The sequence below is a fragment of the Stenotrophomonas sp. G4 genome (assembly GCF_003428825.1).
Taxonomy (GTDB): domain Bacteria; phylum Pseudomonadota; class Gammaproteobacteria; order Xanthomonadales; family Xanthomonadaceae; genus Stenotrophomonas; species Stenotrophomonas indicatrix.
This window is the reverse complement of sequence record NZ_CP031741.1, coordinates 861,987-885,008: the sequence shown is the minus strand read 5'-3', so window position 1 is coordinate 885,008 and position 23,022 is coordinate 861,987. Positions and strand designations below refer to the sequence as shown.

General features: G+C 67.2%; 19 protein-coding genes and 1 tRNA gene. 9 read left to right on the top strand and 11 right to left on the bottom strand.

The features are described 5' to 3' along the window. Positions 1-104: 104 nt before the first annotated feature. Both D0Y85_RS03930 and D0Y85_RS03925 read left to right on the top strand, forming a co-directional pair. Positions 105-3,302, top strand: a complete 3,198-nt coding sequence (locus tag D0Y85_RS03930) for a hybrid sensor histidine kinase/response regulator (protein WP_117309615.1) — start codon at positions 105-107, stop codon at positions 3,300-3,302. Next, entirely contained in the window at positions 3,299-3,940 is a 642-nt protein-coding gene (locus tag D0Y85_RS03925; protein WP_117309614.1) for a response regulator transcription factor, read from the top strand. The genes D0Y85_RS03930 and D0Y85_RS03925 overlap by 4 nt, the downstream gene beginning before the upstream one ends. Before the next feature lie 677 nt (positions 3,941-4,617). On the opposite strand, the gene ychF is transcribed toward D0Y85_RS03925, so the two are convergent. The 8 genes from ychF to D0Y85_RS03885 all read right to left on the bottom strand — a co-directional run bounded on the left by ychF (position 4,618) and on the right by D0Y85_RS03885 (position 11,741). Continuing rightward, on the bottom strand, positions 4,618-5,709 hold the full coding sequence (gene ychF / locus D0Y85_RS03920) for a redox-regulated ATPase YchF (protein ID WP_025879150.1): 1,092 nt from the start codon (positions 5,707-5,709) through the stop codon (positions 4,618-4,620). A 284-nt stretch (positions 5,710-5,993) separates the two neighbouring features. Beyond that, a complete protein-coding gene (gene pth, locus D0Y85_RS03915; protein ID WP_093818987.1) occupies positions 5,994-6,572 on the bottom strand; it encodes an aminoacyl-tRNA hydrolase in 579 nt (192 codons plus the stop codon). Between the two features lie 50 nt (positions 6,573-6,622). Then, positions 6,623-7,240 (bottom strand): 50S ribosomal protein L25/general stress protein Ctc, encoded by a 618-nt coding sequence (locus D0Y85_RS03910; protein ID WP_117309613.1) that lies wholly within the window; start codon positions 7,238-7,240, stop codon positions 6,623-6,625. A 107-nt stretch (positions 7,241-7,347) separates the two neighbouring features. After that, on the bottom strand, positions 7,348-8,307 hold the full coding sequence (locus D0Y85_RS03905) for a ribose-phosphate diphosphokinase (protein WP_025879147.1): 960 nt from the start codon (positions 8,305-8,307) through the stop codon (positions 7,348-7,350). Between the two features lie 138 nt (positions 8,308-8,445). After that, positions 8,446-8,522, bottom strand: a tRNA-Gln gene (locus tag D0Y85_RS03900). Positions 8,523-8,533: 11 nt separating this feature from the next. After that, positions 8,534-9,403: a 4-(cytidine 5'-diphospho)-2-C-methyl-D-erythritol kinase gene (ispE, locus tag D0Y85_RS03895; protein WP_117309612.1), complete on the bottom strand. Its 870-nt coding sequence runs from the start codon at positions 9,401-9,403 to the stop codon at positions 8,534-8,536. Next, positions 9,400-10,059, bottom strand: a complete 660-nt coding sequence (gene lolB, locus D0Y85_RS03890) for a lipoprotein insertase outer membrane protein LolB (protein ID WP_117309611.1) — start codon at positions 10,057-10,059, stop codon at positions 9,400-9,402. The genes ispE and lolB overlap by 4 nt, the downstream gene beginning before the upstream one ends. Further along, a complete protein-coding gene (locus D0Y85_RS03885) occupies positions 10,056-11,741 on the bottom strand; it encodes a tetratricopeptide repeat protein (protein WP_205420731.1) in 1,686 nt (561 codons plus the stop codon). The genes lolB and D0Y85_RS03885 overlap by 4 nt, the downstream gene beginning before the upstream one ends. A 63-nt stretch (positions 11,742-11,804) precedes the next feature. Between D0Y85_RS03885 and hemA the strand changes: the two genes are divergently transcribed. From hemA to ppk2, 4 genes are read left to right on the top strand one after another with little or no spacing between them, the layout of a single operon-like run. Beyond that, positions 11,805-13,088, top strand: a complete 1,284-nt coding sequence (gene hemA, locus D0Y85_RS03880) for a glutamyl-tRNA reductase (RefSeq protein ID WP_093818983.1) — start codon at positions 11,805-11,807, stop codon at positions 13,086-13,088. Further along, the gene (gene prfA, locus D0Y85_RS03875) at positions 13,066-14,148 is read left to right on the top strand and encodes a peptide chain release factor 1 (RefSeq protein WP_099841953.1); all 1,083 of its coding nucleotides are present in this window, start codon (positions 13,066-13,068) and stop codon (positions 14,146-14,148) included. Before hemA ends, prfA begins: the two co-directional genes overlap by 23 nt. A gap of 5 nt (positions 14,149-14,153) precedes the next feature. Then, a complete protein-coding gene (locus tag D0Y85_RS03870; RefSeq protein WP_117309609.1) occupies positions 14,154-15,860 on the top strand; it encodes a tetratricopeptide repeat protein in 1,707 nt (568 codons plus the stop codon). 46 nt (positions 15,861-15,906) lie between these two features. Next, the gene (ppk2, locus tag D0Y85_RS03865) at positions 15,907-16,689 is read left to right on the top strand and encodes a polyphosphate kinase 2 (RefSeq protein ID WP_117309608.1); all 783 of its coding nucleotides are present in this window, start codon (positions 15,907-15,909) and stop codon (positions 16,687-16,689) included. A 674-nt stretch (positions 16,690-17,363) separates the two neighbouring features. Here the strand turns inward: ppk2 and D0Y85_RS03860 are convergent. Together D0Y85_RS03860 and D0Y85_RS03855 are read right to left on the bottom strand one after the other, a co-directional pair. Next, positions 17,364-17,927, bottom strand: a complete 564-nt coding sequence (locus D0Y85_RS03860; protein WP_033830417.1) for a TlpA disulfide reductase family protein — start codon at positions 17,925-17,927, stop codon at positions 17,364-17,366. Beyond that, positions 17,924-19,198, bottom strand: coding sequence for a YihY family inner membrane protein (locus tag D0Y85_RS03855; RefSeq protein ID WP_100463142.1), 1,275 nt, complete (start codon positions 19,196-19,198; stop codon positions 17,924-17,926). The genes D0Y85_RS03860 and D0Y85_RS03855 overlap by 4 nt, the downstream gene beginning before the upstream one ends. A 77-nt stretch (positions 19,199-19,275) precedes the next feature. Between D0Y85_RS03855 and wrbA the strand changes: the two genes are divergently transcribed. The 3 genes from wrbA (at position 19,276) to D0Y85_RS03840 (ending at position 20,766) form a co-directional block, all read left to right on the top strand. Beyond that, positions 19,276-19,869, top strand: coding sequence for an NAD(P)H:quinone oxidoreductase (wrbA, locus tag D0Y85_RS03850; protein ID WP_117309607.1), 594 nt, complete (start codon positions 19,276-19,278; stop codon positions 19,867-19,869). Then, positions 19,866-20,201, top strand: a complete 336-nt coding sequence (locus D0Y85_RS03845) for a DUF2069 domain-containing protein (RefSeq protein ID WP_025879136.1) — start codon at positions 19,866-19,868, stop codon at positions 20,199-20,201. The genes wrbA and D0Y85_RS03845 overlap by 4 nt, the downstream gene beginning before the upstream one ends. 79 nt (positions 20,202-20,280) lie before the next feature. Further along, positions 20,281-20,766, top strand: coding sequence for an asparaginase domain-containing protein (locus tag D0Y85_RS03840; protein WP_033830416.1), 486 nt, complete (start codon positions 20,281-20,283; stop codon positions 20,764-20,766). 410 nt (positions 20,767-21,176) lie between these two features. On the opposite strand, the gene D0Y85_RS03835 is transcribed toward D0Y85_RS03840, so the two are convergent. Next, positions 21,177-22,916 (bottom strand): S8 family peptidase, encoded by a 1,740-nt coding sequence (locus D0Y85_RS03835; protein ID WP_117309606.1) that lies wholly within the window; start codon positions 22,914-22,916, stop codon positions 21,177-21,179. Between the last annotated feature and the right edge of the window lie 106 nt (positions 22,917-23,022).

Here is a 23,022-nt window from a genome sequence, read left to right as displayed (position 1 = left end):
AATTCCATCAAGAGTCATTGACGATCCTGTGCACACGGCGGTACCGGCCGTGCCTTGGACCCTTCCGGCCGCAATCGACCGCCTTCTGTTTCCGAGACCTGCCCATGCCGGCCGAGGCCGCTCCTGTACGCCGACTTGCGCGGCGCTCCCTGCGCGTACATGCCCTGCTGATCGGCGTGGTGGTGCTGGCGACGCTGCAGGCCGGCCTGCTGCTGTCCACCGGCAGCCAGTTGTTCAACGAGGAACAGGGCAAAATCCGGTACCACTTCCGCCGTCTGGACGGCACGCTGCAGGAGCAGGAACGCTTCCTGCGGCAATGGCGGCTGCATGACGTGGGCAGCAGCGGACTAGCGGCCGACGATGCCGCTCCGCCGGCACCATCGGGGCCGCTGTTCACCAGCTTCGCCGCCATCGGTGCTGGCGGCGGTGCGGCAACACCGGCAACGACCGAACTGGGCGATCGCTTCCTGCGCTTCTATGGCGCCTTCTGGACGGCCTCCCGGTTTCCGCCTCCTCATTGCCTGCTGGTCGATGGCCAGGGCCGCCGTGGACTGCTTGCACCCATCCAGATGTCGCTACGTGATGCCGGCCAGAGCAGCCCGCATCACCTGCAACCTGCCCTGGCGCTGGTCCATCGGATGCTCGGCGAACAACCAGCTCTGCGACGCGGCAGCATCGTCTGGACGCCGGTGGCCTGGCGCGATGGAAAGAACCGCCTGCTCGCCATCGCCCACACGCCGCAGGATGCCCACCTGTGGGGCGAAAGCGAGGACCAGTCACTGGCGGCAGTAGCCTGCCTGTTGGATCCCGCCCGGGTTGATGACTACCGCCAGGTAATGGGCACACCGGTCTTTGAACGGATGTCCCTTTTCGACGGCAGCGGCCGGTTGCTGCTCGGCGATGCGGCCGACGCCAGCAGCGCCGACACCTCCTGGCGCGCGGGCGTGGGCGGCCTGCTGTTCCGCATGCGCAGCGAACAGGGATGGCTGGCGGTGTACCACGTCAGCTGGCAACAGGTGTTCCAGCACCCGCATGGCCCCTTGCTGGGGAGCATGCTGGTGGCGTTGCTGCTGGCCGTTGGGGGCGCGCTGATCCTGCGCGCTTACCGGCGGTCGGTGATCGAACCGCTGCGCCGCAACCACGCGCGACTGCTTGAGAGCGAAGCCTTCAGCCGCACCATTCTCGACAACGCACCGATCGGGCTGTGCCTGCTGCGGCGCACGGATGGCCGCGTGCTGCTGGACAATGCGCTGGCGCGTCACTGGCTGGGCGAAGACCATGGCGAAGGCGGCTGGCACGGGCCGTGGCGGCGCAGCGTGCTGGCCGCCGGTGGCACCACCGGCGGCAATGGACTGGCCTACACCACCCCGGACAATCGCCACCTGCTGATCACCGCCACGCCCGCGCGCTATCGCGGTGAGCCGGCGATACTCTGCCTGTTCATCGATCTCAGCAGCCAGCACGAAGCGGAGCAGGTACTGCAGCAGGCCCGGCGTGCGGCCGACCAGGCCAACCGGGCCAAGAGCCAGTTCCTGGCCACCATGAGCCATGAAATCCGCACCCCTCTGTACGGCGTGCTGGGTACCCTGGAACTGCTCGGCCTGACCCCGCTGGATGCTCGCCAGCAGGACTACCTGGACACGATCCAGCGCTCATCCTCGACGTTGATGCAGCTGATCAGTGACATCCTCGATGTGAGCAAGGCCGAGGCCGGCCAGCTGAGCCTGGAGCCCGGCGCGTTCGATCCGGTACGGCTGACCGAGGATGCGCTGGATTCCTATGCCGCTGCCGCCGCACGCAAGGATCTGCAGTTCTACGCCTGCATAGACCCGGACGTACCGGCTGCGGTCAACGGTGACGCCGCACGCGTCCGCCAGATCCTCAACAACCTGATCAGCAATGCACTGAAGTTCACCGACAGCGGGCGGGTTGTCGTGCGCCTGGGCGTGCAGCGCATCGATGATCGCAGCTGGCTGCGCTGGCAGGTTGCCGATACCGGCATCGGCATTGCCAGCGAACACCAGGCACACCTGTTCGAACCCTTCTTCCAGGCCAATCCGCGCACCGACGCCATGCGTGGCACCGGACTGGGCCTGGCAATCTGTGCCCACCTGACCACCATGATGGAAGGCCACCTGCGGGTGGTCAGCGAAAGCGGGCTCGGCAGCAGCTTCTCCGTCGAGCTGCCTCTGCCTCCGACGAGCCCGGACCCGCTGCAGGCGCCGTCATCGCAGTTGCCGACGGGAATGCCGGTGCAGGTGCGCGGCAGTGTCCGCGAACTCGTGCAGTCTTTGTGCGAACGACTGCAGCAGCGCGGCGCGCAGGCCAGCGTGTACCGCGAGGATGCACCCGAGCTTTTCGATCCATCGGCGGTGATGCTCGACGTGCTGCTCGATGACTCCATACCTGCCTGGGATGGCCCGCGCGTGATCGCCTGTCCTCAGGGCGGGCTGCGGCCGCAGCACGTGCGGGGGTATTGGCAGGTCGGCCTGCAGCACTTTGATGCGATCGTGATCGCGCTGGCTGCTGCAGCCGGACGGTCCCTGCCAGGCAGCCTCGGCGGGCACCTGCCTGCTTCACGCCGATTCGATCTGCACGTGCTGGTTGCCGAAGACAATCCGATCAACCAGGCCATCCTGCGCGACCAGCTGGAACAGCTGGGTTGCCACGCCGTGGTCGCCAGCGATGGCAATGAAGCATTGGGATACTGGCAGCAACGGCCCTTCGCTCTGGTCCTGAGCGACCTCAACATGCCTGGCCTGGACGGCTACGGGTTGGCGCGGGCGTTGCGCGCGCGCGGCGTAGATGTGCCTATCCATGGCGCGACCGCCAACGCGGACCCGGCCGAGCGACAGCGCTGCCAGGAGGCGGGGATGCAGGGCGTTCTGGTAAAGCCGATCACACTCGAAGCACTGCAGCGGCTGCTGAGCCAGGTTGCGGCGTTGCCGCGCAGCGAGCCAGTCGTCGTAGAAGATGGTCCCCTGCAGGTTCCGGAGAAGATGCAGGCGTTGTTCCTGCAGACCATGCAGGCCGACCTCGACAGCCTGCAGCGGGCCATTGCCGATGCCTCGCCCGGCCAGGTGGCACAGGTGCTGCATCGCATCCGCGGCGCAATGGTGATCGTTGGTGCCCCGGCACTGGTGGCATGTGGCCAGCACATCGAACAACAGCTCGGCGACGGTTGCGAACTGCCGGCGCTCATCGAAGCGCTCAACCAGTTCCAGCGTCGCCTGCAGCGGCTGCTTGAACCGTTTGCACCCGCTGACGTCCCCCCACCTTCCAGCAACGCGACACCGACATGACACTGCGCATCCTCATCGCCGACGACCATCCGATCGTGCTTGCCGGCATCCGCGATGTGCTGGCCGGCGAACTGGACCTGGAAGTGGTCGGCGCAGCCGCTGATCCGGCGACGCTGATCGAGTTGATGGCAAGCACGCGCCCACACGCGGTGATCACCGACTACAGCATGCCCGGCGGTGACACCTTCGGCGATGGCATCAAGCTGATCTCGTTCCTGCGCCGCAGCTTTCCGGAGACTCATGTGCTGGTGCTGACGATGGTCTCCAATCCCTCGCTGGTAGCGGCGATGTATGCCGCAGGCGCCGGCGGCGTGGTGCTCAAGAGTCACGGTCTGGGGAGCCTGGTGCAGGCCCTGCGCACGGTATTGGCCGACCGCATCCATCGCCCGCATGGGCTGTTGCCGGTGGCAGCCGCAGAACCTGCCGATGCAGCGGTGGTGCGGGCACGCCTGTCTCCGCGGGAACTGGAAGTGATCCGCCTGTTCACCGGCGGCATGAGCGTAGGCGACATCGCCCGCCAACTGCAGCGCAGTGCGAAGACGGTCAGCACCCAGAAAATCAGCGCGATGCGCAAACTGGGCGTGGACAGCGACCAGGCGCTGATCGAGTACTGCCTGCAGGCATCACTGTTCGGCTGAGGCATCCCCATCGCTGTGCCGTCCTCCGGCCCACGGGGGAGGACGAAGGGCTTCAGCACACGCCTGATTCCATCGCCCCTGCCAGGCCAGAACGTCCGTCTGGCGGCAGCATGGAGGAGCGCCCGCAAGCGCTCCATGCGAAAGATCCGAAGTTGCCAGTGCCCCTGAGACGGCAACGCGGGGCGGCCTCAAGGTTTTCCACACCACGCGTGGAAGGCGATGGGGGTTTGATGTGGACAAGTGCCTGCGAGCCCTGCGCTGCGGGCGATTCAGGGCATGGCTGTTTTTTGTCCATATGCCGCTGGGGGTTTTCCACATGCAACGTGGAAAGCGATGGGAACTTGATGTGGACAAGTGGGTGGGAGTGTTGTCTCACAGGCGTTTGGGGGCGTGGCGAAATTTTGTCCATGCACGCTTGCCCAGGCACGGAAGCGCCGGGCCCACGCCCCGGTTGCGGTCCGCACGAGCCGCGCATCGGCCAGGCCCCGCACAGTCATCCGGGTTTTCCACACTGCAGGTGGAAAGCGATGGGAGTTTGGTGTGGATAAGCAGTTGCGAGCCATGCGCGGCAAGCGCCTCAGAAGGCGGTCAATTTTTGTCCACGCTGCTCGGGCGAAGCCGCAAACGCGAACGCCCCGCACAAGGCGGGGCGTCCGGCGAGATCCGCTGGCGTGGGATCAGACGTTGAAGCGGAAGTGCAGGATGTCGCCTTCCTGCACGCGGTATTCCTTGCCTTCCAGGCGCAGGCGACCGGCTTCCTTCGCACCGGCTTCGCCCTTGTACTTGATGAAGTCGTCATACGCGATGGTTTCAGCGCGGATGAAGCCCTTCTCGAAGTCGGTGTGGATGACGGCGGCAGCCTGCGGCGCGGTGGCGCCCTTGCGCACGGTCCACGCGCGGACTTCCTTTACACCGGCAGTGAAGTAGGTCTGCAGGCCGAGCAGGCTGTAGGCCGCGTTGATCACGCGGTTCAGGCCCGGCTCGGTCAGGCCGAGGTCGGCCAGGAAGGTATCGCGGTCTTCGTCATCCAGCTGCGACAGCTCTTCTTCGATCGCCGCCGACACCGGCACCACCTGCGCGCCTTCTTCGGCGGCACGGGCGCGCACGGCGTCCAGGTGCGGGTTGTTCTCGAAACCGTCTTCCAGCACGTTGGCGATGTACATCACCGGCTTGAGGGTCAGCAGGAACAGATCGCGCACCAGCGCCTTCTCTTCCTCGTCCAGGCCCGCCGAACGGCCGGCCTTGCCGTCGGCCAGCGCGGCCTGCAGCTTGGCCAGCACCGGCTTGCGTGCCGCTGCGTCCTTGTCACCACCCTTGGCCGCACGCTCGGCGCGATTCAGTGCCTTCTCCACGCTGTCCAGGTCTGCCAGGGCCAGTTCGGTATCGATGGTGTCGATGTCCGAGATCGGGTCGACCTTGTTGTTGACGTGGATGACGTCAGCGTTCTCGAAGCAGCGCACCACGTGGGTGATCGCATCCACTTCGCGGATGTGGGCCAGGAACTTGTTGCCCAGGCCTTCGCCACTGGCCGCACCGGCCACCAGGCCGGCGATGTCGACGAACTCCACCGCGGTCGGGATGACCTTCTGCGGGTTGATGATCGCCGCCAGCTCGTTCAGGCGCGGATCCGGCACCGGCACGATGCCGACGTTGGGCTCGATGGTGCAGAACGGGAAGTTCGCCGCGGCGATGCCCGCCTTGGTCAGCGCGTTGAACAGGGTCGACTTGCCGACGTTGGGCAGGCCGACGATGCCGCATTTGATACCCATGGGTGACAGCTCTCTGGGGTGAAAGTGATTGGTGAAACAGCGCGCGCGCCGCTTGGCCAATCCATCTCGGTGTCGTCGATCAGCATCTGTGCCAACCAAGGTTGGCACCTACCGGGGACCGGTTGGCACCTACCGGGGACCGGTTGGCACCTACCGGGGGCCGGTTGGCACCTACCGGGGACCGGTTGGCACCTACCGAGGACCGGTTGGCACCTACCGGGGGCCGGTTGGCGCCTACCGGCGCCGGTTGGCACCCGTTGCCGGCCAGCGGCCGGCATTACCGGTTACTTCGGGGTGTGCAACCGCTTCATCGCTTCGCTGAAATCGCCCTGCACCGCCAACGGCAGCACGTCGATCGCATCGTCGATGGCGCGGGAGATCAGTACCTCATCGTCCTTGGAGGGGCGTCCCAGCACCCAGCCGACCACGCGGTCCTTGTGGCCGGGATGGCCGATGCCCACGCGCAGGCGGTGAAACCTGCCATGGCCGAGCAGACGGATGGTGTCGCGCAGGCCGTTCTGTCCACCGTGGCCACCGTCGAACTTCAACCGCGCCACGCCGGGCGCCAGGTCCAGTTCGTCGTGGGCCAGCAGGGTTTCCTCCGGCTCGATCTTCCAGAACCGCTGCGCGGCGGTGACCGACTTGCCGCTGAGGTTCATGAAGGTGGCTGGCTTGAGCAGCCACACGGTCTGTCCGGCAATGTCGACCTTGGCGGTCTCGCCAAACAACTTGCTGTCCACGTTCCATCGCGCACCGGCCTTTTCAGCCAGGGCCTCAACGAAATGAAACCCGGCATTGTGGCGGGTCCGGGCGTGCTCCGATCCGGGGTTGCCCAGACCGACGATCAGTCGCAATCCTGCCATCGTTCCATCCAGATACGGCGCCTGCCCCGAAGGACAGGCGCCGCGGGGTATTACTCGGCCGCTGCTTCTTCAGCGTCGGCAGCGTCCTGCTTGCCGTGCTTGGCAGTGACGATGGCGTCGTCGTGGTCCTTGCCCAGCGCCAGCGCCGGAATTTCCACGCCCTTCGGCAGCTTGATGTCCGACAGGTACACCACGTCGCCAGCCTTCAGCTCGCCCAGGTCGACTTCGATCGACTCCGGCAGGTCCTTCGGCAGGCAGCTGATGGCCACTTCCTTCAGTTCGTGGGTGACCACGACGTCGGCAGCCTTGCCGGCCGGCGAGGCGTCTTCGTTGATGAAGTGCAGCGGAACCGAAGCGCTCAGCTTCTCGTTCTCGTTCACGCGCAGGAAGTCCAGGTGCATGATCAGCTGCTTGTACGGATGGCGCTGCATGTCACGCAGCAGCACCTTCTGCACCTGGCCGTCCAGGTTCAGGTCCAGGATCGAGGCATAGAACCACTCGTTCTGCTGGGCCAGCCAGATTTCGTTGTGGTCCAGGCTGATGGCGACCGGCTCGGCGTTGCCGCCGTACACGATCGCCGGGATCACACCGGCGTGACGCAGGCGGCGGCTCGCACCCTTACGCTGCAGTTCACGCTTGGTGACCTTGATTTCATGGGTCTTCGACATTTTCGACTACTCGGTTGTTGCCTTGCCTTGCGGCTTGGCGGTTGAAGGCACTTCCGCGACCAGAAGCGCCCGGCGTGTCCCTGCCGTTGCCGGCGGGGACGAAAAAATCAATCCACGTACAGCGAGCTGACCGACTCGCCGAAGGCGATGCGGCGCATCGTTTCGGCCAGCATTTCCGCCACGCTCAGCTGGCGGATCTTGCTGCACACCCGCGCGGCGTCCTTCAGCGGGATGGTGTCGGTCACCACCAGCTCATCGAGCTGGGAATTGGTGATGTTGTCCACCGCCGGGCCCGACAGCACCGCGTGGGTGCAGTAGGCGGCGACCTTGAGCGCACCGCGCGCCTTCAGGGCAGCGGCAGCGGCGCACAGGGTGCCGGCGGTGTCGACGATGTCATCGACCATGACGCAGGTCTTGCCTTCGACGTCACCGATGATGTTCATCACGGTGGAGACGTTGGCGCGCGGACGACGCTTGTCGATGATCGCCAGGTCGGCGTCATCCAGGCGCTTGGCCACTGCACGGGCGCGGACCACGCCGCCCACGTCCGGCGACACCACGATCAGGTTCTCGGTGCCGTAGGCGCGCCAGATGTCGGCCAGCAGCAGCGGAGAGGCATACACGTTGTCGACCGGAATATCGAAGAAACCCTGGATCTGGTCGGCGTGCAGGTCGACGGTCAGCACGCGATCAGCGCCTGCGGTGCTGAACATCTTCGCCGCCAGCTTGGCGGTGATCGGCACGCGCGAGGAACGCATGCGGCGATCCTGGCGCGAGTAGCCGAAGTACGGCACCACGGCGGTCACGCTGGCCACCGATGCGCGCTTGAGCGCGTCGATCAGCACCAGCAGTTCCATCAGGTTTTCCGCGCTCGGCGCCGAGGTCGGCTGGATCACGAACACGTCCTGCTTGCGGACGTTCTCTTCGATCTCCACCTGCACTTCACCATCGGAGAAGTGCGAGACCAGCGCCTTGCCCGGGCGCACTCCCAGTTCCTTGCAGATGTTCTGCGCCAGACGTTTGTTGGCGTTGCCGGAAAAGACCAGCAGGTTCGGGGACTCTTGCATCATGATTGTCTCGGGCGGGGACGAGTGGCGGGGATCCGGTAACGGCAAGGACCACCTCGGCCCCTGCTGCTGACAACACCGCGGCTGTTCCCACGTCCCGCGCAGGTGATGCGCTGGAAGGCGCGGACGCAGCCGCATTGGCAGGGGCGGGAGGATTCGAACCTCCGAATGCCAGGATCAAAACCTGGTGCCTTGGGCCTCTTGGCGACGCCCCTGCATTGATGAATCAGTGTTGCTCGAGTGCATCCAGCAGTGGCGAACGTGCAACGCCCGCAGCCACCCTTGCCCGCAACTCCTTCGACAACTTCGCTCGTCCCTGCTCGGCGGCAGCCTGCGAATCGAACTCGACGAAACAACCACTTCCCGAACCGGTCAGTCGTGCCGTGCCAATGTCGCTCAACGCAGCAAGCACCGCCTCGACGGCAGGCTCACGGCGGCGCAGCACCGGTTCGAACACGTTCCCGACCAGCGAGCCGGAAGCGAAGTCCTCTATTTTCGCCTGTGGACTGTCGCGCGTCAAATCCGGATCAGCGAACAGGAGGGGGGTCGGCACATGAACGCCCGGATCAACCACCACATACCAGGCCTGCGGCAGGGCGATCGGTTGCAGCTGCTCGCCCACCCCCTCGGCCCAGGCGTTGTGGCCGCGCACGAATACCGGCACATCGGCGCCGAGGCGCAAGCCCAGCGCCGCCAGCGCATTGTCGTCCAGCCCCGCGCCCCAGAGCCGGTTCAGCGCCACCAGCACGGTGGCCGCATCGGACGACCCACCGCCGAAACCACCGCCTGCGGGAACATGCTTTTCGACGATGATGTCGGCACCTTGCTCGACATTTGCCGTCTCTTTAAGCACCAGTGCCGCACGCACCGCCAGGTCATCCGCCTCGGCGACGCCGGCCAGGCCCTCGCCGTGCCGCCGCACCTGGCCGTCTTCACGCAGGCGCAGGCCGATACGGTCACCCCAGTCGAGCAGGCGGAACACGGTCTGCAGCTCGTGGTAGCCGTCGGCACGACGGCCGGTGATATGCAGGAACAGGTTCAGCTTGGCCGGGGCCGGCCACCAGGACCAGCCCGCGTCATCCACCGGCGGGTTCATGGCGCGCCCTGCCCCCACTGGTCGACCAGCAGGCGCACCTTGGCGTCGCCATTGACTGCCTCGACCCTGCGCGGCAGGGCCGGACGCCCGGCTTCGGCCGGGTACCAGTCCAGATACTGGATCACCCAGCCCATCTGCTGGAGCCGCCGCGGGCGGCCATCTGCATCACGATCGATCTTTTCCGGCCCGCCGCTGTCCCCAGCGACCAGACCGCGTACCCAGTCGGGCAGCTGGTTGACCGGGATATTCCAGCCGGTGGCCTCCAGCAGCAGGGCCTGCGCGTCTTCACCTTCGCGCGGACCACCGGCCAGCCCTTCCAGACGGCCGGCTTCATGATGGCTATCACCGCTCAACTTCCAGCTCTGGCGGGTGACCGGCGCGCTCAGTTCAACCACATACCGTTGGCCTTCCTGCTTCCAGTCGATGCGGCCGCTGCCACCGTCCTTGCCCTTGCTGACCGCCACCCGGCCCTGGAAATTCCACTCCGACGCCGATCGCAGCGCGTCCACGCGCGCGGCCTCGGCGGCGGCCGCTTCGGCCGAAACGGTGGTGACAACGGCGGGCGCCGGCGTTTTCTGCCGGCCAACGGTGGTACAGGCACTCAGGGCCAGGGTCACGGCCACCAGCAGCAGGGGCCGGATCATGGAAACACTCATGGATTGAATTTCTCGCGGGCGCGCAGCAGTGCGCGGTTTTCAGGGTCGAGCCTGGCCGCTTCCTCGAAGAAGTGACGGGCTTCATCGTGCTTGCCCAGCACCCACAGCACCTCGCCCACGTGGGCGGCGATTTCCGGGTCCTTGGCCAGCGTCCAGGCGCGGCGCAGCTGTACCAGCGCGTCGGCGTTGCGCCCCAGGCGATACAGCACCCAGCCATAACTGTCGACGATGGCGGCGTTGTCCGGTTCGGCCACGCGTGCGCGGTCGATCAGTTCGAGCGCTTCCTGGTAGCGACCGGTCCGGTCGGCCAGGGTGTAGCCCAGTGCGTTCAGTGCCGGTACGTTCTCCGGCTCGGTCACCAGGATCTTGCGCAGGTCGGCCTCGGCGCGGGCGATGTCGTCGCGACGCTCCCAGGCCAGCGCACGGGCATACAACAGGCCGTTTTCGTCCGGATACGCGGCCAGGCCACGGGCCAGTGCGTCGATCTCGCCGGGAAGGTCGTCGGCGCGCTGGCGCAGCTCGGCTTCCAGCAGATACGCATCGCGCCGCACATCGTCATCCACGCTGGCATCGGACTGGATGGCACGCACTTCATCCAGCGCCAGCGACTGTCGGCCCGCCAGACCCTGCGCATTGGCCGCGCGCAGGCGCGCTTCATTCAGCTCATCACCGCCGGGAACGCTGTGATACCAGTTGACCGCCTCCGGGTAGCGCTTGAGGTACTCGGCGATCTTGCCCAGCAACAGGCGCTGCGCCGGGTCCGGCTTGGCCGCCTGCCGCGACAGTTCGTTGTACAGACTGGACAGCGCGGCCTTGTCGCCCTGCTTGGCCAGCAGCGAAGCGCGCATGCCCCACGTCTGCACATCCTGGGGACCGACCGCCAGCACGCGCTCGGCCGCTGCCGGCTGACCGAGGCTGTCATAGGCGATGGCCACCGCGTTGCGCAGCTCCGGGTCCTGACGGGTCTTCGGCTCCACCCCATGCAGCAGCGACAGCGCCTGGTCGGTCTGGCCGGCCTGCTGCAGCTGGCTGGCGCGCAGCAACGCCACGCGTGGCTCCTCGGGGAAGCGCTTGACCACCTCATCGATCATGCGCCGTGCCAGCTCGGGCTTCTCCATGCGCAGTGCAAGGCGTCCAAACTCCTGCCAGGCCTCGATCTTCTGGGGAATGGCGTTGGCATCGACCAGCTCGCCCAGCACCTGGGCCGGCACGGCCGGATCGCGGCCACCGCCGATCAAGGCGCCCAGGGCGAACTTCCAGCCCTCATCCCCCGGGTCCTGCAACAAGGCCTGAAGCTCGCTGCGCGCAGCCTTCACATCGCCCTGGCGCATCGCCAGCGCACCGGCGGCACTGCGCATCGCCAATGAGCGCGGCGCACGCTGCTGCCACAGGGCCAGGCCCTTGGCCGCGGCGCCATCTTCGTTGGCCAGCATGGCGATACGGGTCGCCCGCTCGGCCAGGCCGGCGTCGCCGTCGGTCTGCTGGGCCGCCTGCAGGTACCAGCGCGCGGCCTCGGCCAGCTTGCCGGCCTGCAGGGCGAACTCGCCGGCCAGCACCGGCTCCAGCGCCAGTTCCTCAGTCACCGCAGGCCGTGCAGGCGCCTTGGCGGGCACCGCCGCCAGGGCCTGCGCACAGGCCAGAGACAGCAGCAGAACACTGGGGATGCGAATCAATGCGGGCATCGTCGGCATCGGGGCCTTAAAATGTCGTCCAATGGCCAGCAGCTTATCGCAAGCAACTGAACAATGACCCTGTGGGTGCTCGGACTGAATCACCAGACCGCACCGGTGGAACTGCGCGAACGCGCAGCCTTCGCCGGTGACGCGTTGCCGCGCGCGCTCGGTTCGCTGCGCGATACCCCGCAGATCGCCGAGGCGGTGCTGCTGTCCACCTGCAACCGCACCGAGCTGTATGCCGTGGCCGAGTCCGCGCAGGCGCTGGACCAGTGGCTGCAGAGCCAGGCCGGTGACCTGCAGGGCTACCTGTACCAGCACGCCGATGCCGATGCCGTTCGCCATCTGTTCCGGGTGGCGACAGGGCTGGATTCAATGGTGCTGGGTGAGCCGCAGATCCTGGGCCAGGTGAAGGACGCCTGGTCGACCGCGCGCGACCATGGCCTGCTCGGCCAACGCCTGGACCGGCTGTTCCAGCAGACGTTCTCGGTGGCCAAGCGCGCGCGTACCGATACCCAGGTCGGTGCCAACCCGGTATCGGTGGCCTCGGCAGCGGTGCGCCTGGCGCAGAATGCATTTGCCCGCCTGGACGATTCCACCGTGCTGCTGGTCGGCGCGGGCGAGACCATCGAACTGGCCGCACGCCACCTCAGCGAAGGCAAGGTGCGGCGGCTGCTGATCGCCAACCGCACCCTCGCCCATGCGCAGGAACTGGCAAGCCGCCATGGCGGTGTGGCGCTGCCGCTGACCGAACTGGAGCGTCACCTGGCCGAGGCCGATGTAGTGTTCTCGGCCACCGCGGCACGCGAACCGGTGATCCATCGTGCCGCAGTGGCCAACGCCCTGCGCGCACGCCGGCACAAGCCGATGCTGCTGTTCGACCTGGCCGTGCCGCGCGACATCGAGGCCGACGTTGCCAGTCTCGACGATGCGTTCCTGTACACCGTGGACGACCTCGAGCGCGCGGTGGAAGACAACCGCCGCAGCCGCCGCGAGGCGGCCGCCGAAGCGGAGACGATCATCGACCTGCAGGTCTCGCGCTTCGTCGAGACCCTGCAGGCCAGTGCCCACCAGGCACCGCTGCGGCAACTGCGCGCCTTCGGCGAGGCCACCCGTGCCGAACTGCTGGAGCGCGCGCGCCAGCAGCTGGCCAACGGCAAGCCGGCCGACGAAGTGCTGGAACTGCTTGCCCATGGATTGACCAACCGCCTGCTGCACCCGCCGACCGCCGCCCTGCGCGCGGCCGCGCTCAGCGGCGACGCCGACCTGACCCGCGCCGCCGAGCGCCTGTTCCCGGCTGCGCCGGGTTACCACCACCCACCTGTGAGAACCGATGACGCCGACCCTGCGCCGTAAGTTGGAAGCGCTGGCCGAGCGCCGCGAAGAACTGGAACGTCTGCTCGCCGAACCGGAGGTGGTCGCCAACAACGCGCGCTTCCGCGATCTTTCGCGTGAGTTTTCCCAGCTCGAACCGATCGCCACCGCGCTGGCCGATGAAGTGCGTGCCAAGGCCGACCTGGCCGCGGCCGAAAGCATGCGCACCGATCCGGACCTGCGCGAACTGGCCGACGAGGAGATCGCCGCCGCCCAGGCCCGCCTGCAGGACCTGGAGCAGGAGCTGGCACTGCTGCTGGTGCCGCGCGACCCGCGCGATGAAGGCAACCTGTTCCTGGAAGTGCGCGCCGGCACCGGCGGCGACGAGGCGGCGATCTTCGCTGGCGACCTGTTCCGCATGTATGCCCGCTACGCCGAGCGACAGGGCTGGAAGGTCGAGATCGAATCGGACAACCCCGGCGAACATGGCGGCTACAAGGAAGTGGTGGCGCGCGTGGTCGGCCGGGGCGCGTTCTCGCGCCTGAAATTCGAATCGGGCACCCACCGCGTGCAGCGCGTGCCGGCCACCGAATCGCAGGGCCGCATCCACACCTCGGCGGCCACCGTGGCGATCATCCCGGAAGCCGACGAAGTCGATGAGATCGTCATCAACCCGGCGGACCTGAGGATTGATACCTACCGCTCCTCCGGCGCCGGTGGCCAGCACGTCAACAAGACCGAATCGGCGATCCGCATCACCCACGTGCCCAGCGGCGTGGTGGTGGAATGCCAGACCGAACGCAGCCAGCACGCCAACCGGGACAAGGCGATGAAACGCCTGAAGGCGCAGCTGCTGGATGCCGAGCGCCAGCGCCACGACGCGGCGCAGGCCGAATCACGGCGCCTGCAGGTTGGCAGCGGCGACCGCAGCCAGCGCATCCGCACCTACAACTTCCCGCAGGGCCGGATCACCGACCACCGCGTGGAAGGGCTGACCCTGTACGACCTGCCCAACGTACTGGCCGGCGATCTCGATCCGCTGCTGCAGCGATTGAGCCACGAGCACCAGGTCGACGCCCTGGCCCAGCTGTCGGCGGGCTGACCAGCATGTCGGCCTGGCAGCAGCGGCAGCAACTGCAGAAGGCGATCACGCGCCAGCCCGGCGACTTCGTCGCCTGGGTGATGCTGGCCGACCTGGAACTGGAAGCCGGCGACATCGCAGCCGGCGAGCAGGCCGCGCGGCGCGCACTGCAGCTGCGGCCCAATCATCCTGAAGCGCTTGCCCGGCTCGGCCGGGTGGCGTGGATGGCAGGAGCGCATGCCGATGCCGCCACGCTGCTGGGCCAGGCCTCGGCGCTGGCACCGGAGCACCCGGGCATCGCGTTGTGGCTGGGGCACGCGCTGGAAGATGCCAACGATGCCGAAGGTGCATCAGCGGCCTATCGTCGCGCACATGCACTGATGCCCGATGAGCCGTATATCGCCGCGCAGCGCCTCGCCTGGCAGCGTCGCCTGTGCGATTGGCAGGACGTGGATGCGCTGGCCGATCAGGTGCGCGGTGCACTGGTGTCCGGCCAGGGCGTAGTGGAACCCTTCGCGTTTCTCAGCGAAGACGCCAGCGCGGCCGAACAGCTGGCCTGCGCGCGTGCACGCGCCGCCGCGGTGGCGGCATCGGTGCGGCCACTGCCGCCGGCGAAGCTTCGCGAACGAGGCCCACTTCGCGTGGGCTTCCTTTCCAACGGCTTCGGCGCTCATCCCACCGGATTGCTGACGGTGGCGCTGCTGGAGCAGATGAGCCGCGACCCGGCCCTGCAACTGCATCTGTTCGCGCTCAACGCGGACGATGGCAGCCGCATCCGCCAACGCCTGCAGGCCGCTACCCGGCTGCATGACGTGGTGGGATTGCGCCACGCCGATACGGCCGCGCGCATCCGTGCACAGGGCATCGACCTGCTGCTGGACCTGCGCGGCTGGGGCGGTGGCGGCACGCCGGAAGTACTGGCGATGCGCCCTGCCCCGCTGCAGTTGAACTGGCTGGCCTACCCCGGCACCTCCGGTGCATCGTGGCTGGATGCAGTGATCGCTGACGACTTCGCGCTGCCGTCCTCGCTGGAACCGCACTACAGCGAACGCGTGCTGCGCCTGCCGCGCGCGTTCCAGCCCTCCGACAACACCCGCGTGCTGGAACCGGCGCCGGACCGTGCGGCGTGTGGGCTGCCCGCGCAGGGCACGGTGTTCTGCTGCTTCAACAACAGTTACAAGCTCAACCCGCGCAGCATGGGCCGCGCGTTCGCGGTGCTGCAGGCAGTACCTGGCAGCGTGCTGTGGCTGCTGTCCGGCCCCGGCCAGGCCGATGCGCGGCTGCGTTCCGCCGCCAAGGCTGCAGGACTGGATCCGGCGCGCCTGGTGTTCATGGCCAAGCTGCCGCATCCGCAGTATCTGGCCCGCTATCAGCTGGCCGACCTGTTCCTGGATACGAACCCGTACAACGCACACACCACTGCATCGGATGCACTGTGGGCCAGCTGCCCGGTGCTGACCTGCCCCGGCGCTACCTTCGCCGCGCGCGTGGCCGGCAGCCTCAACCATCATCTGGGGCTGGAACACTTGAACGTCGCCGACGATGCGGCCTTCGTCGCCACCGCCAGTGCACTCGGCAACGACCCGGCCGCGCTGGCTGCCCTGCGTGCCGAACTGGCGCAGGCACGCGAGCGCAGCGGCTTGTTCGACATGACGGCCTTCGCGCGCGATCTGTCCTCACTGCTTCAGCAGCTGGCCCGCGAACAGGGCTGGCAGGGCCTCGACACGCCCTGACATCGCCCTGCGCTACGCTCGGGCTTCCCTCCCGCGTGGCATGACGATGGCCAAGCTCAAGCGCAAGGAATACGACGAACTGCTGCAGCCGCTGCAGCTGGAACTGACGGCGATGGCACGCTGGGTGCAGCACAGCGGGCAACGCCTGCTGGTGCTGTTCGAAGGACGCGATACCGCCGGCAAGGGCGGTGCGATCCAGGCCATCAGCCAGCACCTCAACCCACGCCAATGCAGGGTGGTGGCGTTGCCCAAGCCCACCGACCGCGAAGCCACGCAATGGTATTTCCAGCGCTACGCCACGCATCTGCCGGCCGCCGGCGAGATCGTGCTGATGGACCGCAGCTGGTACAACCGCGCGGGCGTGGAACGGGTGATGGGCTACTGCAGCGAGAGCGAGTACCAGCAGTTCCTGCATCAGGCACCGGTGTTCGAACAGCTGCTGGTGGATGACGGCATCCTGCTGTTCAAGTACTGGCTGTGCGTGGACCAGGAGCAGCAGGAGAAGCGTTTCGCCGAACGCCATCTTGATCCGTTGAAGGGGTGGAAGCTGTCGCCGGTGGATCTGAAGTCGCGCAGCAAGTACAGCGCGTACACCGAAGCGCGCGAGGCGATGCTGCGCGCGACCCATCGCGACGGTGCGCCGTGGACGCTGGTGGATTTCAACGACCAGCGGCTGGGTCGCCTGACTTTGGTCCGCAATCTGCTGGACCGGCTGCCGGACACACGGGTGGATGCGCCCTTGCCGGAGCTGCCGGAACTGAAGGGCAAGCTGCATCGCGAGCACTACGACGTGCTGAAGCCGATCGAGGATTTTCCGGTCAAGGAGTAGGGTTGGTCGGCAGGGCCTGCGGCCCTGCACCTGCTGCTTTCAGGCAACAGCTAGAGCCGAAGCAACGTCAAGAGCGGGCATACCGTGGGATGGCGGGGCGGTGTCGGAGTGCGGGGACGCCGTGAACCCGTCCATGGGGGCTTGGCCGCGGCATCCATGCCGCGGACACCCCGCACTCCGACACCGCCCCACCTCTGACAGATTTCTGCGATCTGATGGATCCACGCCATGCGTGGATGAATCTCCATCGGAATCGAATATCTCGACAAGTGAACGAAAAACATCCACGCATGGCGTGGATCTACGTGTCGACCAAGTTCGACACCCACCAAGAGCAGGCCATGTCATTCCGGCAGGTCGCCAGAAACTGTCGAAGGCGGGGTGGGTCCGGTTGCGGGGGCGTGAGCGCCATGGGCCCGAGGCATGCCTCGGGCGGGTTGGGCAGGACGCCCAACCCGGGTCTTGCCGTGTGCGCAGGACAGCGCACACGAGCAAGCGGCGACCGAGCCTACAGGGACGTATTTACGGCGTCCCCCGCAACCGGACCCACCCCGCCTCCCCACAGGAAACCTGCTTCTGCTGTTGCTTCGGCTGTTGTTGTTGCTGTCGAGGTTGCCGGCCAGCGGCCGGCACTACCGCTTCGGTGGGTGCAGGGCGCAGCCCTGCCCCTCCCCTTATTTGGCAGCAGCAATCTGCTTTTCGATGTCCGCCGCGGTAACCGGGCCCAGGAAGCTGTGGGCCAGCTTGCCCTGCGGGTCGATCAGATGGGTCAGCGGCAGGCCACGCGGGGTGGCGAAGTCGGCCGGTGGGTCGAACGGATCGACGACCACGATCGGATAGGTCACCGGATGCTTGGTCAGGAACGCCTGCATCTCCGGAACCTCGATGTCCTCGTAGGCCAGGCCCACCACTTCGATGTTGCTGCGCATGGCATGCAACGCCGACAGCTCGGGCATTTCCTTGCGGCAGGGCGCGCACCAGGTCGCCCAGAAATTCACCACCACCCACTTGCCACGATGCGCGGCCAGGTCGTAATCGCTGCCATCGACCGCCTTCATCTTCAGCGTCGGGAACTCGGCAGTAACGCGCTCGGCGGGCGTGTCCTCCACCGGCGCCGGCGCGGCCGGGGTCGGTGCCTGTGCCGGCGGCTGGCTGCTGGCCGGGGTCGGCTCCTGCGCGGGTTTGCAGGCGGCCAAGGCCAGCAGCGCAGCCAGCAGCAACGGGGTCTTGCAGGTCATGGGGCGTCTCCAGAATCAGGGTAGATGTCGCTGACGCGACGCTTGAGGCGTTCGCGCAGCGGCAGGCGCAGTTCATCCAGTGCAGCCAAAGCGGCCCGGCCGAGGCTGTCATCGCGGTAAGGCAGGTGTTGTTCGGCCACCGGAATGCGCAGCTGCGTGCATTCGTACAGGTCGCCCAGGCTGACCTGGTCCAGGTCGCGGGCCAGCAGCCACTCGCCGCGCTCATCGCGGCGCAGCAGGCCGATGCCCTCCAGGTTGCAGGCCAGGTCCTGCAGCAGCGAGTCGGTCAGCATCGGTTCCAGCCGCAGGATCTCGTCGTCGGCCAAGCCCCTGCCCTTGGCGCGTGCGTGCTGGAAGCGCCCGAGCAGGCGCAGCAGGCCATAGAACTCGTAGCCCTGCGGCAGGCGCAGTTCCACCGGCTGGTAGCGGAAAGCCGCCATCGACGACGCCAACGACGCGCCCAGCAGCACGGCCACCCAGCACAGGTAGATCCACAGCAGCAGGATCGGTACGAAGGCCACCGTGCCATACAGCTTCTGGTACGACTGGAAGCTGCCCAGGTAGGCGCCGATGCCCCACTTCACCAGCTCCAGGATCACTGCGGCGAGAATCGCGCCCGGAACCGCATGGCGCCACTTCACGGTGTGGTGTGGCACCACCCGGAACATCAGGGTGATGCAGACGAATTCGATCAGGATCGGCGCCAGCCGCAGCGCGAGATCCGCCAGCCAGCGCCCTTCCTGCGTGCCGAACAACGGCATCGCGAACACCCGCGCAGACACCGCCAGCGAGGCAGCGGCGAGCATCGCGCCCAGGGTCAGCACCGTCCAGTAGACCAGGAAGCGGGTCAACCGCGGCCGACTGCTGCCGACGCGCCAGATCTGGTTGAAGGTCTCTTCAACACTGTTGAGGGTGATCAGCAGCGAGATGACCAGGGCGATGAAGCCGGCGGCAGTGAGCTGGCCGGCGCTGGCCGAGAACTGCCGCAGATAGCCTTCTGCGGCGCGCGCGGCATTGGGTACGAAGTTGGAGAAGACATAGTCGCTGAGCTGGTCGCTCCAGCGATCGAACACCGGGAAGGCCGAGAGCACGCCAAATACCACGATCGCCAACGGCACCAGCGCGAACACCGTGGTGTAGGCAAGCGCGGCGGCGGCCTGGAACAGGCGGTCGTCGAGGAAGCGGCGCCACAGGAAGCGGCCGAAGCTGGCGGCGCGTGCGCGATCCCGCGCGCGCTCCATCCACAAATTGAGCGTATCCAAAGGTTCCATCGGCGCAAGGGTACCCGATGCGGAATCGGTGCAGGATAGCCATACTGGCGTCCACACGATGAGGAGAGCTGGGCGCGATGGGCGAAATCCTGGTGCTGTACTACAGCCGCGGCGGTTCGGTGGCACGGCTGGCGCGCCAGATCGCGCGGGGCATTGGCGAGGTTCCGGGCATGACAGCGCGACTGCGCACGGTGCCGCCGGTGGCTGCCGTTACCCAGACCGCGCAGCCGCCGATACCCGACGATGGCGCGCCCTATGTAAGCGTGCAGGACCTGGCGGAGTGCCAGGGACTGCTGCTGGGCAGCCCCACCCGTTTCGGCAACATGGCCGCGCCGGTCAAGCATTTCCTTGACGGCCTCGGCGCCGAGTGGGTGAACGGCACGCTGGCCGGCAAGCCGGCCGGGGTGTTCACCTCCACCGCGTCGATGCATGGCGGCCAGGAGTCGACCCTGCTGTCGATGCAGGTACCTCTGCTGCACCACGGCTGCCTGATCGTCGGCATTCCGTTCACCGAGCCGGCGCTGAGCCACACCACCAGTGGCGGCACGCCGTATGGCGCCAGCCACGTGGCCGGCGCCGCCGACGACCCGCAACCGACCGACGATGAGGCGGTGCTGGCGCGGGCGCTGGGCCGGCGCGTGGCCGACATCGCGCAGCGGCTGGCACGATGAGCACCGCGCCGCGCACCGTGCTGCTGCTGGCCCTGATGGGGCTGGCGGCGCTGTTTGCCGGCTGGTTCATCAACGACAGGCACTGGCTGGCCACCCAGCTGGTGTTCACTGCGCCGCCGCTGGCGCTGGCCATCGCCCTGCGGCTGGGCTGGCGCAAGGCCGGGTTCTGGGCGGCGGTGCTGGCCTTGGGCTGGTTCAGCCACGGCGTGATGAGCGCCTGGAGCCATCCCGAGACCCGCTGGCTGGCCCTGATCGAAATCGTGCTGGCGCTGCTGGTGATCTTTTCGGCCAGCCTGCCCGGCCTGCGCGCCCGTTTCGGGCGGCGGCGCTGACGCTGCGCCCGGTGCGCCGTATCATCTGCGTTCCCGGCCCCGCGCCGCTGTACCTGCCTTGGTTTCGCGCATGCACATGATGGAAGAGCTCCTGGTCGTCACCACCGGTGGCACGATCGACAAGATCTACTTCGACGACAAGTCGGACTACCAGATCGGCGACCCGCAGATCGGCATGATCCTGCGCGAACTGGGGGTCACGTTCCGTTTCAACGTGATTCCGATCCTGCGCAAGGATTCGCTGCACATCAACGACGACGATCGTGAGCTGATCCGCGCGACGATCGCCGCCCAGCCCACCCGCCACGTGCTGGTGACCCACGGCACCGATTCGATGGTGCAGACCGGCAAGGTGCTGGCGACGATCCCGGACAAGACCATCGTGATGACCGGCGCGCTGAGCCCGGCGCGTTTCCGTGGTTCGGATGCGGAGTTCAACATCGGCTGTGCGATCGGCGCGGTGCAGTCGCTGCCGGCGGGGGTGTTCATCGCGATGAACGGCCGGATCTTCGACCCGCAGCATGTGCGCAAGAACGTGGCGGCGAACCGGTTCGAGTCGGTTTGAGGGATTGAAGGCGCGCTGTCGCGCGTCGGCGTTTCGGTTGCTGTAGTCGTGAGAGGCTCAGGCTCCCATCCCAGGACACGCCGTAAACCCATCCTTGGGGGCTCGATGGCGCCTTGCTCGTGTGCGCTGTCCTGCGCACACGGCAAGACCGGGGTTGGGCGTCCTGCCCAACCCGCCCGAGGCATGCCTCGGGCCCATGGCGCCAACGGTCCTGCGATGGGAACCTGAGCCTCTCCAGACAGATGCCGGTGCGCGGCCAGCAAGGTCAAGGGCAGAGCCAGAGCAAGAGCAAGAGCAAGAGCAAGGGCAAATGCAAATGCACTGCTGCACATTGCTTTCTCCGCTTCGCCGTCCCCCCAAAAAAACACCCCGGCCGAGGCCGGGGCGTGCCCATGGAGAGGGGCTTGGGCTCAGTACTGGGCGTTGACGGTCACGCCCGAGAAGGTGCTGTACGCCTTCACCCGCACGTACCAGGTGCCGGCGGCGGGGCTGTTGACGGTGCAGGTCTCGTTGTTGCCGCTCAGGTACGGGCGGCAGGTGTAGACGGTGTCGGTCGGGGCACTGCCCTGGCGCAGGTACAGGTCGGCATCACCGCTGCCGCCACTGATCGCCACGCGCAGCTGCGCGCTGCCAGCCGGGACGTTGACGGTATAGTTGAGCGATGCGCCGCTGGCTGCGCCGAGGCCGGTAACCGGCACGTTGTTCTGCAGCACCGTGCCGCCCGGGTTGGGCGTGGTGCCGTTGATCGCGGCAGTCACCGCGGCATCGGCGTCGATGATGCCGGCGCCGCAACCACCCGAGCACGTACCCGGCAGTGGGCGCGCGGTGCTCTTGATGATGCTCTCCACCTGCGCCGGGCTGAGCGGGCTCGGTGCCACCGACTGCATCAGTGCTACCACGCCCGCCACGTGCGGTGCCGCCATCGAGGTGCCGTTGTAGGACGCATAGCTGGCGCTGCCCGGGGTGGTGGTGCCGCTGTTGAGGGTGGACAGGATGCTCTGGCCCGGTGCGGAGATATCGATGCCGGTGCCGTAGTTGGAGAAGCTGGCACGCGCACCCGCCGAGGTGGTGGCCGCCACGGCGATCACGTTCGGGCAGTTCGCCGGTACCGCGCTGGAGACGTTGGTGTTGCTGTTGCCGGCAGCGACCACCACGGTGGTGCCACGGCCAACTGCGCCGTTGATCGCGTTCTGGTAAGTGGTCGAGCAGCTGCCGCCACCGCCCAGCGACATGTTGATGACCTCGGCCGGGTTGGCGTTGGCCGGCACACCGCTGACCGTGCCACCGGAGGCCCAGACGATCGCGTCGGCGATGTCGGAGGTGTAGCCGCCACACTTGCCGAGCACGCGCACCGGCACGACCTTGGCATTGAAGGCGGTACCGGCCACGCCGGTGCTGTTGTTGGTCACTGCGGCGACCGTGCCGGCCACGTGGGTGCCGTGCCAGCTGGAGTTGGAGGCCGGAATGCCCGAGCCGCACTCGTTGGCGCCGTACCAGTCGCCCTCGTCGTTGGGATTGCTGTCACGGCCACCGCCGTCGCGCGCCATCGCCGCGTCGCTGATGAAGTCATAGCCGGGCAGGATGTTGGCGTTGAGGTCGGCATGGTTGGTGATGCCGGTATCGATCACGGCCACGACCACGCCGGTGCCGGTGGCCTTGTCCCAGGCCGGGCGCACGTTGATCGAGGCGTTGGACGTACCGAAGCCCCATTGCTCGCTGAAACGGGTGTCGTTGGGGGTCAGCGTCGGGCGCATGATCTGGTCGACTTCGACGTATTCCACGTTCGGGTCGGCGGCCAGCTTGCGCATCAGCAGCTCGGATTCGGCCTGGTCCAGCGCACGGTCGGTCCTGACCACGGTGGAGCCGACCGCAAGCCGGCGGACCTGCTGCAGGCCCAGCGCGCGGCCCTGGCTGCTGGCGATGCCGGCAGCGGCCGTCTTCAGCGAAGAGGCCAGCGCGGTGGTGTTGGCCACCGGCGCACTGCCGTCGCGGTACTTGACGATGAAGCGCTGGTGGGTCGGCGCGGACTGCAGGCCGCTGAGCTGGACATCACCGGCCAGCGCAGGCGTGGCCAGCAGCAGCGAAGACAGGACGGACGCACCAAGGACCACCCACACACGACGCACACGCGGTTGCGTTACCTGGGACATCGGATTTCCCTTCTAATGGTAGGAATGCCGGAATCGGCAGAAGCACCGGCCTGAACCGTGGGCTGGCTTGCGATGGCGAGGTTCGGGTCCGGCGAGCCAGCGGATT